The organism is Sinorhizobium sp. 6-70 (genome assembly GCF_030124375.1).
Classification (GTDB): domain Bacteria; phylum Pseudomonadota; class Alphaproteobacteria; order Rhizobiales; family Rhizobiaceae; genus Sinorhizobium.
Genome location: NZ_JASKLS010000011.1, coordinates 174,010 through 186,178, shown reverse-complemented (window position 1 = coordinate 186,178; position 12,169 = coordinate 174,010). Strand labels below are relative to the sequence as shown.

Annotated in this window: 9 protein-coding genes; 8 read left to right on the top strand and 1 reads right to left on the bottom strand. The window is 63.2% G+C overall.

Features of this window, described 5'->3' with window-relative positions; all coding sequences use genetic code 11:
* The 3 genes from QN222_RS21310 (at position 1) to QN222_RS21300 (ending at position 3,580) form a co-directional block, all read left to right on the top strand.
* Positions 1 to 393 carry a DUF805 domain-containing protein gene (locus QN222_RS21310; RefSeq protein ID WP_283962531.1) on the top strand — a complete coding sequence of 131 codons (393 nt, stop codon included), beginning with the start codon at positions 1 to 3 and terminating at the stop codon, positions 391 to 393.
* A 250-nt stretch (positions 394 to 643) separates the two neighbouring features.
* Positions 644 to 2,524 (top strand): DEAD/DEAH box helicase, encoded by a 1,881-nt coding sequence (locus tag QN222_RS21305; protein WP_283962530.1) that lies wholly within the window; start codon positions 644 to 646, stop codon positions 2,522 to 2,524.
* A 396-nt stretch (positions 2,525 to 2,920) separates the two neighbouring features.
* The gene (locus tag QN222_RS21300) at positions 2,921 to 3,580 is read left to right on the top strand and encodes a peroxiredoxin (RefSeq protein WP_283962529.1); all 660 of its coding nucleotides are present in this window, start codon (positions 2,921 to 2,923) and stop codon (positions 3,578 to 3,580) included.
* Between the two features lie 192 nt (positions 3,581 to 3,772).
* On the opposite strand, the gene QN222_RS21295 is transcribed toward QN222_RS21300, so the two are convergent.
* Positions 3,773 to 4,684 carry a LysR family transcriptional regulator gene (locus tag QN222_RS21295; RefSeq protein ID WP_283962528.1) on the bottom strand — a complete coding sequence of 304 codons (912 nt, stop codon included), beginning with the start codon at positions 4,682 to 4,684 and terminating at the stop codon, positions 3,773 to 3,775.
* Between the two features lie 139 nt (positions 4,685 to 4,823).
* Here QN222_RS21295 and QN222_RS21290 point away from each other — a divergent pair, with 139 nt between their 5' ends.
* The 5 genes from QN222_RS21290 to QN222_RS21270 all read left to right on the top strand — a co-directional run bounded on the left by QN222_RS21290 (position 4,824) and on the right by QN222_RS21270 (position 12,150).
* Positions 4,824 to 5,633, top strand: a complete 810-nt coding sequence (locus tag QN222_RS21290; protein WP_283962550.1) for an alpha/beta hydrolase — start codon at positions 4,824 to 4,826, stop codon at positions 5,631 to 5,633.
* Between the two features lie 46 nt (positions 5,634 to 5,679).
* A complete protein-coding gene (locus QN222_RS21285; protein ID WP_283962527.1) occupies positions 5,680 to 6,882 on the top strand; it encodes an efflux RND transporter periplasmic adaptor subunit in 1,203 nt (400 codons plus the stop codon).
* 133 nt (positions 6,883 to 7,015) lie between these two features.
* Entirely contained in the window at positions 7,016 to 10,201 is a 3,186-nt protein-coding gene (locus tag QN222_RS21280; RefSeq protein WP_283962526.1) for a multidrug efflux RND transporter permease subunit, read from the top strand.
* A gap of 172 nt (positions 10,202 to 10,373) precedes the next feature.
* Positions 10,374 to 11,567 (top strand): succinyl-diaminopimelate desuccinylase, encoded by a 1,194-nt coding sequence (gene dapE / locus QN222_RS21275; protein ID WP_283962525.1) that lies wholly within the window; start codon positions 10,374 to 10,376, stop codon positions 11,565 to 11,567.
* Entirely contained in the window at positions 11,554 to 12,150 is a 597-nt protein-coding gene (locus QN222_RS21270) for a hypothetical protein (RefSeq protein ID WP_283962524.1), read from the top strand. The genes dapE and QN222_RS21270 overlap by 14 nt, the downstream gene beginning before the upstream one ends.
* Positions 12,151 to 12,169 lie beyond the last annotated feature (19 nt).

Here is a 12,169-nt window from a genome sequence, read left to right as displayed (position 1 = left end):
ATGGCGGAGGAGGGGCGACAGCCGAGCATGATCTGGCTGTTCTTCAGCCCCTCCGGCCGCATCGGCCGCCTGCCCTTTTTCCTTTCCTGGCTTTTCTGGTTCCTCGTCGGCTCCGTCTTCCTGATGCAGATGCTGAAGAACGAAAACGAAGAGACCGCGTTGGCGTTCTGGACACTGGCGCTCGTCGCTTCAGGCATCCTTTCGACCGTTTCCATCGCGATGCTGGCGATCAAGCGCCTGCATGACATCGGCTATCCCGGCCCTCTGGCGCTCTGCCTTTTCATTCCGGTGCTGAGCCCGATCGTGTTCATCGCCCTCTGTCTGTGGCCCGGCGTGAAGGGCGAGAACGAATTCGGCGGTCCCGGTAACGGCCCCGGCACCAGATCACGATGATTTTGGGTCGAACCGACCCGAAGTCATCGTGATCGATACGAATAGCTTAGAGCGGGACGCGGGCGGAAAACCGCACACTTTTCCTCATCCCGCTCTAAAGATTCCGCCTGTACATTAGCGTTGCTGCCGCGTATGTAGCGCGCCATGAACAGGCCCGCGACGTGTTGGCCGCGGCAATCGACGCCTGATGACGACCTGATCCAAATACGCTGGTCCGTCGGCGTGAAGACCGATATCCGAAAGACAAGATATGACTGAGTTCGATGGGATCGCGTCCGCGATCGCCGAGGCGTTGGCAAGACGCGGTTACAACGAGCTGACGCCGGTGCAAAAGGCGATGCTCGATCCGGCGCTCGATGGCGCCGACGCGCTGGTTTCCGCCCAGACCGGGTCCGGAAAGACCGTGGCTTTCGGCCTGGCGCTTGCGCCGACACTGCTCGACAGCACCCAGCGTTTCGGCGCGGCGGGCGCACCGCTCGCGCTTGTCATTGCGCCAACGCGCGAACTGGCACTGCAGGTCAAGCGCGAACTCGAATGGCTCTACGAAGTGGCGGGCGCCACCATCGCCTCCTGCGTCGGCGGCATGGACATGCGCAACGAGCGGCGCGCGCTCGAACGCGGTGCCCATATCGTCGTCGGCACCCCGGGGCGGCTCTGCGACCACATCCGCCGGGATTCGCTCGATATCTCGGCGCTCCGCGCTATCGTGCTGGACGAGGCGGACGAAATGCTGGACCTCGGCTTCCGTGAGGATCTGGAGTTTATCCTCGAAGCGGCGCCGGCCGACCGGCGCACGCTGATGTTTTCGGCGACGGTGCCGCGCTCGATCGCGACGCTCGCCAAGAACTACCAGCGCGATGCGATACGCATCAGCACCGCATCCGGAGAGAAGCAGCATGGCGATATCGAATATCGTTCGCTCGTTGTCGCCCTGAGCGACCGCGAGAACGCGATCATCAACGTGCTTCGCTACTACGAGGCACGAAACGCGATCGTCTTCTGTTCCACGCGTGCCGCGGTCAATCACCTAACCGCCCGCTTCAACAATCGCGGCTTCTCTGTCGTGGCGCTCTCCGGCGAACTCAGCCAGAACGAACGCACCCATGCGCTGCAGGCGATGCGCGACGGCCGCGCCCGCGTCTGCATCGCCACCGATGTTGCGGCTCGCGGCATCGACCTGCCCGGACTGGAACTCGTGATCCACGCCGATCTGCCGACCAATCCCGAGACCTTGCTGCATAGGAGCGGACGCACGGGCCGCGCGGGCCAGAAGGGCGTCAGCGCGCTGATCGTCCCCGTCAATGCGCGCCGCAAGGCCGAACGGCTCCTGGAAAATGCGCGTATCACCGCGACCTGGGCGAAACCGCCGTCGGCGGACGAGGTTGCGAGCCGTGACGACGAGCGCATCGTCGCCGATCCGGCGTTCGCCGAACCGCTGCGCGAGGACGAACAGGCGATCGTGCGGGCTCTGATCGACCGTCACGGCGCAGAGAAGCTGGCGGCGGCCTTCGTGCGGCAGTTCCGTTCCGGTCGCTCGGCGCCGGAAGAACTCGCCGATGTTTCGCTCACCAACGACCGCAGGAAGGAACGGCGCGATGCTGCCGCAACCTCGCGCGACGACTTCAGCGCACCGCGCGCCGACTTCACCGACGGCAGCTGGTTTTCGCTCTCGGTCGGCCGCAAGCAGAATGCCGAGCCGCGCTGGCTGATCCCGATGCTGTGCCGCCACGGCAAGCTTTCCAAGCGCGATATCGGCGCGATCCGGATGCAGCCGGAAGAGACCTATGTCGAACTGACGGCCGAAGGCGCCGAACGCTTCCTCTCGGCAATCGGGCCGAACCGGACCCTGGAAAAAGGCATTCGCGTCAAGGCGCTCGCGGGCACCCCGGATCTCTCCCAGCCGCGGCAGGAAAAGCCCGCATTCGCGAAGAAGGGGACTGCCGACCCAGCACGCGAGGATTTCAAGCCGAAGCGCAAGTTCGAAAAGAAGCCGGCCTTCGCAGAGGATTCACGCCCTGAGAAGCGCGACGACAAACCCCGAAGCAAGAAGGGCAAGCCGGGCGCGCAAAAGGATGCTGGCAGCTTCAAGCCCAAGGCGAAGCGCGCCAACGCCAAGAACCGGCAATACTAGATCACGATGATTTTGGGCCGGATCGGCCCAAAATCACAAACGTGATCCTGTTGAGTTGAAACGCGGATACGGACGGAAAACCGGTCCGCTCGACCGGGGCTGATGCGTATCGCGTTCTTGCCGGCTGCCAATCTCAGCAGAAGGCGCCCGGCTCAGCGGAACGCCTCGGAGCGACACGGCGAGGCGCCTCGCGCAGTACTAAAACATTTCCTTTATTCGAGCATATTTCGATAAATACTAGCACTGCGTGTGCCCGAGCGATTTTTTTCTCCAAAAGCGGTATATCACGCTGCTGACATCCTTTTTGCGGATCGTTCCTGCACGTTTCCTCCTCGAAAAGCGCCGCGATTGCGCTATCCTGCGCAAACCTAATCGCCAGCCATAAAGGAGCAGACCATGAGCCTCCGTATCAACCAAACAGCGCCCGACTTCACCGCCGAGACCACGCAAGGCTCGATCAATTTCCACGAATGGATCGGCGACGGCTGGGCCGTCCTCTTTTCGCATCCGAAGAACTTCACGCCCGTCTGCACCACCGAACTTGGCGCCATGGCCGGGATCGAGAACGAATTCCGCAAGCGCGGCGTCAAGATCATCGGCATCTCCGTCGATCCGGTCGAAAGCCACAGCAAGTGGAAGAACGACATCAAGGTCGCGACCGGTTTCGACGTCGAATATCCGCTGATCGGCGACAAGGACCTCAAGGTGGCCAAGCTCTACGACATGCTGCCGGCCGATGCCGGCGAGACGTCGGAGGGCCGCACACCGGCCGACAACGCCACCGTGCGTTCGGTCTACGTCATCGGCCCGGACAAGAAGATCAAGCTGATTCTCACCTATCCGATGACGACAGGCCGCAATTTCAACGAGATCCTGCGTGCGATCGATTCGATCCAGCTGACCGCCAAGCACCAGGTCGCGACACCGGCGAACTGGCAGCAGGGCGAGGACGTCATCATCACCGCGGCCGTATCCAACGAGGATGCGATCCAGCGTTTCGGCTCATTCGATACGATCCTGCCCTATCTCAGGAAGACGAAGCAGCCGACCGCGTAAGCCTGGAGCGCCGTGCGTTTTTCCGACGCACAAAGGACGCTGAAGCGCTTTGAATTGCTGCATGTTTTTGTCCCTAGATCAGTTCCGATTTAGGGACACATGCAGCGGCGGTTCGTTGCAGCATCGGAATATCCGCCCCATGAAGCGCCGATCCGGCGCATCATGGGCGGACGATTTTTCCTGCTCGCCCAGTCAGTCCCGATCCATCTGCGACTGCGCCATGACCTTCACCACCCAATCTGCGAAGACGCGCAGCCGGCTGCTCAAGTGCCGGTTCGGCGGATAGACCAGATAGATCGGCATCGAATCGACCTGCCAATCGGGCAATACCGGGACCATCGTGCCGGTACGAAGATCGTCGCGGACCATGAAGAACGGCGCCTGGATGACACCCATTCCCGCCCGCGCGGCGGCGATATAGGTCGTCGCTTCGTTTGCGGCCACCGTATAGCGGCTATTGACCTCGATCTCCTCGTTCCCCCGCCGGAAATGGAAGGGCATCTGCTGTCCTGACTTCGGCATGAAATAGCCGACGGCGTAACAATTCTTCTCGAGGTCCGATGGGTGTTGCGGCACCGGATGCCGCTCGAGGAAGTCCCGGGAGGCGCAGGTGATGAATTTCATCTCGGTGATGCGCCGGGCGATCAGCGACTGGTCCGTCAAATTGCCACCGCGGATGGCGCAATCGACGTTTTCGGCAAGGTAGTCGATCGTGCGGTCCGATACCCCGAGGTCGATCTGTATGTCCGGGTATTTCTTATGAAATTCGGGCAATGCCGGAATGATGATGAGGTTGGCAAAGGCGCTCGCCGTTTCGACGCGCAGCCTGCCCTTCGGCAGGCTCTGGGCAGTCGAAAGGCTGCCGTCCAGTTCATCGAGATCGGAGAGCAGGCGTGCGGCACGCTCGTAGTAGAGTGCGCCGTCCGGCGTCACCAGGACGCGCCGCGTCGTGCGATTAAGCAATTTGGTGCTTAAGTGCGCCTCCAAGCCCTGGATGAGGTTGGTCACCGTTGCTTTCGGCATGTTGAGGGAAGCGGATGCCCGGGTGAAGTTGCCGGTCTCCACCACACGAAGAAAGGCGCGCATGGCCGTGAGCTGGTCCATTTTCAATAACCGAATTGTTCGAAATAGCGAATAGTGTAATCAGAACCCGCTGACTATTCCAGACGAAAGACAATGTTATGCTGCAAACATCCCGGGCTGTCCCTCATCTAGGGATTGCCCTATGGCTGAGACAAGAGAGATGAACGCGCATTTTACCGAAGAGACGATGCAGACTGGTCACGGGGCGTGCCGCGCGCGCGTCTACCGCGGCGCGTCGTTGCTCGTTCCGCCGCCGGTCGTGCTTCATTTTCACGGCGGGTCCTTCGTGGGGGAGTCGGTTGCGGCCGGCGAGAAAGTGGCAAGCGCGCTTGCCGCCGCAGGCGCCGTAGTCATCTCGCCGGAATACCCTTCGGCCTGCCTCAGCCCGTTTCCTGCGGCGCTTGAGGCCTCGTACGCCATGCTGTCATCCATGCGCAGCCGCTGTCCGCAGTTCGCGCACAAGAAGTCGATGCTGTTCGTTGCCGGCGAGGAAGCGGGCGGAAATTTGGCGGCCGGGCTGGCGCTGATGGCGCGCGATCAGTTCCTCTCGGATCTGAAGGGCCAGATCCTGCTGTCGCCCCTGCTCGATCCCTGCATGGCGACGGCATCGTTCCGGAAGTACTGCCCCCAGACGTCGGTGCAGTCGATCGCCGACGGCTGGCAGCGCTACCTGGGTGAACGCAGCGGACTGACCCACCCTTATGCGGCGCCCGGCCATTGCACGCGACTGGGCGGGCTCGTTCCCGCCCTCGTCATCACCAGCGAGCAGTGTCCGATGCGCGACGAAGCCGAGGCCTACGCAGAGCGGCTTCGCAAAGCCGGGGTCCCGGTGAAAATACACGTCCTGCAGGGGGGCGCCGCCTGGCTGCCCGCCAACAGCTCGCCGCAGGAAAACTGGCCTGCGCAGGAACAGACGATTTCCGGCATTTTCTCCCGCTTTTTCCAGGAGGCGGGGGCGAAGCCGAATTAGCAGATGAAGACGAACTAGGCCGGCTCCCAACCGGCAAGGAGAAAATATGACATCGACCGTTACCCGCCGGGTCCTTTGGGGCGCCGGCCTGAGTATTCTTTTGTCCATTGCCGGGGGAACCGCCGTTTTCTTCGGCGTGCCCTATCGGTTCACGGCTGACGCCGCGACCGACGCGGCAGCGCCGCCGCCGGCCGTTCCTGTTTCGGTTGCCAAGGCAGAATCGCGCCGGATTACGACCTGGGAGAATTTCTCCGGGCGACTCGAGGCGATCGAGCGCGTCGAGGTACGTCCCCGCGTCGGCGGCGCCGTTCTCGAAGCGCATTTCCGCGAAGGCGCCCTGGTTGAGAAGGGTGACCTTCTCGTCACCATCGATCCCGAACCCTATGCCGCCGCCGTCGAGCGCGCCGAGGCCCAGGTTGCGGCCGCCGAAGCGCGTGTCGCGCTTGCAAAAACCGAGCTCGAACGCGGCCGCAAGCTGGTCACCACCAGCGCGATCCCGCAAAGCGGAGTCGATCAGCGCCTGAGCGTCTACGACGAAGCGCAGGCGAACGTCCGCTCGGCAAAGGCGGCGCTGCGTTCGGCCCGGCTGGATCTTCAATATACGGAGGTCCGCGCGCCGATTTCGGGTCGCGTCGGCAGGCTCGAGGTGACGGCCGGCAATCTTGTGGCCGCCGGCTCCGCCTCGCCGGTCCTGACGACGCTCGTCTCGATCGATCCGATCTATGCGAGTTTCAACGTCAACGAGGAGGTGGTCGCCGCGGCCTTGGCCAAGCTTTCCGCCTCCGCCGGCAGCAACGCAATCGAGCGCATTCCTGTCGAGATCGGCACCGCGGCCGACGAGGGCACGCCGATCACCGGCCATATCCAGCTCATCAACAATGAGGTCGACGCGACGACCGGTACAGTGCGCGTGCGGGCGGCGCTCAACAACGCCGACGGCCGGCTGATCCCCGGTCAGTTCGTCCGCATCCGCATCGGCGACCCGGCTCCAACGGAAAAGCTGGTGATCAGCGATCGTGCCATCGGTTCGGACCAGGACAAGAAATTCGTGCTGGTGGTCGGCACCGACAACAAGGTCGAGTACCGCCAGGTAACTCTCGGACCGACGGCCGATGGCCTGCGGATAGTTGAAGCCGGGCTGAAGCCGGGCGAGAGCATAGTCGTAAACGGGCTGCAGCGCGTCCGGCCCGGCGTCCTCGTTGCTCCGCAGCCGGCCGGAGAGGCCACGGCCTCGATCGCCAAAAAATAGTTGAACGTGCCGCCTCGCCTTCCTCGGAGGGGACGCGAGGCGGCGCCGACCGAACACCCAACTGCATGCTTGGACGCTCGCGGCGAACATCCTCGTCGCGGATGCCTGGTTTTTTGTCCCAAGGGGGATCGTTATGAATTTCTCACGCTTTTTCGTCGACCGCCCGGTCTTCGCGGGCGTTCTGTCAGTACTCATATTCGTCGCGGGCCTTATCGGCATGACCGGCTTGCCGATCTCGGAATATCCCGAAGTCGTGCCGCCGCAGATTGTCGTGCGCGCCCAGTATCCGGGCGCCAACCCTTCGGTGATCGCCGAGACCGTTGCGACCCCGCTTGAAGAACAGATCAACGGTGTCGAAGGCATGCTCTACATGCAGAGCCAGGCGACGGCCGACGGCCTGATGACGCTGACCGTCACCTTCGAGCTTGGCACCGATCCGGACCAGGCCCAGCAGCTCGTGCAGAACCGCGTCTCGCAGGCGGAACCCCGCCTGCCGGAAGAGGTGCGGCGTCTCGGCGTCACGACGGTCAAGAGTTCACCAGACCTGACGCTCGTCGTGCATCTCATCTCGCCGAACGGCCAATACGACATCAATTATCTGCGCAACTACGGCGTCTTGAACGTCAAGGACCGGCTGGCGCGCGTCGAGGGCGTCGGGCAGGTGCAGATCTTCGGCGGCGGCGACTATTCGATGCGCGTCTGGATCGACCCTGAAAAGGCAGCCGAGCGCGGGCTTGCTGCCAGCGACATCGCCAATGCCATTCGCGGACAGAACGTCCAGGCCGCCGCCGGCGTCATCGGCGCGTCTCCCTCGGTTGCCGGGCTCGACCTGCAACTCTCCGTTAATGCCCAGGGGCGGCTGAGGACACCGGAAGACTTTGCCGACATCGTCGTCAAATCCGGCGCCGATGGTGAGATCACCCGTCTTGGCGACGTTGCGCGCGTCGAAATGGGCGCCGCGGACTACTCGCTGCGTTCGCTCCTCGACAACAAGGCTGCCGTCGGCATGGGTGTCTTCCAGGCACCGGGCTCCAACGCCATCCAGATCTCCGAAAACGTGCACAAGGCCATGGCCGAGCTGAAGCAGACCATGCCGGAAGGCGTCGACTACGAGATCGTCTACGACACCACGCAGTTCGTCAGGGCCTCGATCGAGTCGGTCGTTCATACGCTGCTCGAAGCGATCGCACTGGTGGTGCTCGTCGTGATCGTCTTCCTGCAGACCTGGCGCGCCTCGATCATCCCCCTCGTCGCCGTGCCGGTCTCGATCGTCGGCACGTTCGCGGTGATGTATGTCTTCGGCTTTTCGATCAATGCGCTGAGCCTCTTCGGCCTGGTGCTGGCGATCGGCATCGTCGTCGATGACGCAATCGTCGTCGTCGAGAACGTCGAGCGCAACATCGCGCAAGGGCTTTCGCCTGTGCAGGCGACCTATCGCGCCATGTCGGAGGTTTCCGGCCCGATCATCGCGATCGCGCTGGTGCTGGTCGCGGTCTTCGTGCCGCTCGCCTTCATCACCGGCTTGACGGGACAGTTCTACCGCCAATTCGCGCTGACGATCGCGATCTCGACGGTGATCTCCGCCTTCAATTCGTTGACGCTTTCTCCGGCGCTCGCCGCCCTTCTCCTCAAGGATCACCACGCGCCGAAGGACCTGCTGACGCGCGTGATGGACAGGCTCTTCGGCTGGTTCTTCCGCGGCTTCAACCGCTTCTTCGGAAAGAGCTCGGAAGCCTACGGCCGCGGCGTCGGCGGCATTCTCACGCGCAAGTCGCTGATCATGGGCGTCTACGTGATCCTTATCGGCGTCACCTTCACCCTGTTCCGTGCCGTTCCCGGCGGCTTCGTGCCGGCCCAGGACAAGCAATATCTGATCGGTTTCGCGCAATTGCCGGATGCGGCGACGCTTGACCGCTCGGAAGACGTCATCCGGCGCATGAGCGAGATCGCGCTCAAGCATCCTGGCGTCGAACATGCCATCGCCTTCCCGGGCCTGTCGATCAACGGCTTCACCAACTCGTCGAACTCCGGCATTGTCTTCGTGTCGCTGAAACCGTTCGAGGAGCGCACGACGCCGGAACTCTCCGGCGGGGCGATCGCCATGCAACTGAACCAGGAGTTCGGCGCGATCCAGGATGCCTTCATCGCCATGTTCCCGCCGCCGCCCGTTCAGGGCCTCGGCACGACCGGCGGCTTCAAGCTGCAGATCGAGGACAAGAACGGACTCGGCTACCGGGTGCTCGACGATGCGGCCAAGGCGTTCCTTGCGAAAGCGATGGCAACACCGGAACTCGCGGGGCTCTATTCGAGCTATCAGATCAATGTGCCGCAGCTCTATGCCGACCTCGATCGCGTCAAGGCGCGCCAGCTCGGCGTGGCGGTGACCGACGTGTTCGAAACGCTGCAGATCTATCTCGGCTCGCTCTACGTCAACGACTTCAACGCCTTCGGCCGAACCTACAGCGTGCGCGTACAGGCCGATGCCAGCTACCGCAGCCATGCCGATGATATCGGCCGGCTGAAGGTCCGCTCGCAGTCGGGCGAAATGATCCCGCTTTCGGCGCTGTTGAAGGTCGAGCAGACCGTCGGCGCGGAACGGGCGATCCGGTACAACGGCTTCCTGTCGGCCGATATCAACGGCGGTCCGGCACCGGGCTACTCCTCCGGCCAGGCGCAGGCCGCGATCGAAAAGATCGCCGCCGAGACGCTGCCGCCCGGCATCAGCTTCGAGTGGACGGACCTGACCTATCAGCAGATCCTCGCCGGCAACTCTGGCATCATGGTCTTCCCGCTGGCGCTGCTGCTCGTCTATCTCGTGTTGGCTGCCCAGTATGAAAGCCTGTTGCTGCCGATCGCGATTGTCCTGATCGTGCCGATGGGCATCATGGCGGCGCTCACCGGCGTCTGGCTGACCGGCGGGGACAACAACGTCTTCACCCAGATCGGCCTGATCGTGCTCGTCGGGCTATCCGCCAAGAATGCGATCCTGATCGTCGAGTTCGCTCGCGAACTCGAACTTTCCGGCAGCAGCGCGGTCGCTGCCGCGATCGAGGCGAGCCGGCTGCGTCTGAGGCCGATTCTGATGACCTCGATGGCCTTCATCATGGGCGTCGTGCCGCTTGTCACCTCCACCGGGGCCGGTGCGGAAATGCGCTCGGCCATGGGCGTCGCGGTCTTTGCCGGCATGATCGGCGTTACCGCCTTCGGCATCTTCATGACGCCGGTCTTCTACGTGCTGATCCGCAAGCTCTCCGGAGAGCGGCCGCTGAAGCACGCCGGAGCGCACATCGAAGCACCTCACCTCGCCCCCGGCGAGTGAGGCCCTCCTCCCCTGCCCCCTGCGCTCCCTGCGGGCCGGACGACGATTCGTCCGGCCCGTTTGCCTTTTTGCCAACCTCACCATCACGCGTGACAGCCGACACTCGATCGGATAAACCAGCAACCTCCGACCTCACAGGCCTGCGTGCCCTCCGCAGATGGCATTCCGATAGATGACGTCCACCAATCCGATTACCAATCTTTCCACCCTTATTCGCTGCCCCTCCGTGACACCCGCCGAAGGCGGCGCGCTTGCCGCTCTCGAAGAGATGCTCAAGCCGCTCGGCTTCACCGTGGAGCGCGTGGTAGCGAGGGAAGCCGGGACCCCGGACATCGAAAACCTCTACGCGCGCCTTGGAAGCGATGGCCCGCACTTGATGTTCGCCGGGCATACCGACGTCGTGCCGGTCGGCGACGAAGCCGCCTGGACCTACCCGCCCTTCTCCGCAACGATTGCCGGCGGCGAAATGTATGGCCGCGGCGCCGTCGACATGAAGGGCGGCATCGCCTGCTTCGTGGCGGCCGTTGCCCGCCACATCGAGAAGCATGGTGCGCCGAAAGGTTCTATCTCGTTTCTGATTACCGGCGACGAGGAAGGCCCGGCCATTAACGGCACGACAAAACTTCTTCAGTGGGCGGCGGCGAAAGGCGAACGCTGGGACGCCTGCCTCGTTGGCGAGCCGACCAATCCCGATCAACTCGGCGACATGATCAAGATCGGCCGGCGCGGCTCGCTCTCGGGCCGGATCACCGTCCACGGCGTCCAGGGGCACGCGGCCTATCCGCATCTCGCCGACAATCCGGTGCGCGGCATCCTGCAGCTGACCGAGGCCCTGATGGACCCGCCCTTCGATAACGGTACCGAGAGCTTCCAGCCATCGAACCTCGAGGTCACGACCATCGATGTCGGCAATCCGGCCGTCAACGTCATTCCTGCGAAGGCGAGCGCCAGCTTCAACATTCGCTTCAACGACAATTGGACCGCCGAAAGCCTGATGGCGGAGATTGTCGCTAGGCTCGATCGTGCCGCAGCGAGCGACAAGCTCAGACCCGGCCGCGCGCCGGTCCGCTACGACATCGTCTGGAACGAGCGCCCGAGCCACGTGTTCCTCACGCGCAACAACGCCCTCATCGATTCGCTTTCCGGCGCGGTCGAGGCCGTGCTCGGGCGCCAGCCGAAGCTCTCGACCACCGGCGGCACCTCGGATGCGCGCTTCATCAAGGATTATTGCCCCGTCGTCGAATTCGGCCTCGTCGGGCAGACGATGCATATGGTCGACGAGCGCGTTGCCGTCGCCGATCTCGAAACCTTGACCGGGATCTACGAGACTTTCATAGCCCGCTGGTTCGGTCATGCCGCTGCTTGAGGAGGTCCTCACCTACGTCAAGGGGTTATGGCTGCTCATCCAGGGCAACCGTGAGGGCTTTCGCTGGCTGGATATCAGCGAAGGCGGCCTGTGGCGCTCGTTCGCAGCAATACTGTGGTCCCTGCCGGCGATCGCCGTGACCTGGGCATCCTGGCGGCTCTATTACCTTTCGGCCATGCCGGCCGGCACGACGATCGGCTTCGGCTTCATCCTGAAGCTGCTTGTCGTCGACCTCGCCAGCTGGCTGCTGCCGATCGTCCTGATCGTCGTCCTGTCCCGGCCGCTGGGTTTTACGATTTTTGTGGTGCCGGTGATCGTTACCACCAACTGGCTCTCGGTACCGCTGTCCTACGCCATGGCGCTGCCCGCTGCGATCCGTCTGCTGATCCCGGGCAGTCAGGGGCTGACAAGCCTGATCTGGCTCCTGCTGCTGGTCGTCAGCGTTGGCCTGCTCTTCCGGCTTCTGCGCACGATCACCGGCAACCAGACCTTGTTGGCGGCCGCGTTGACGGCACTCTTCCTGCTGCCGTCGATGATGATCGGCGAGGTTCTGCAGCGTTTCTTTGGTCTTGTTCCGAGCTAGACTAGTCTAGCGAGGCGCT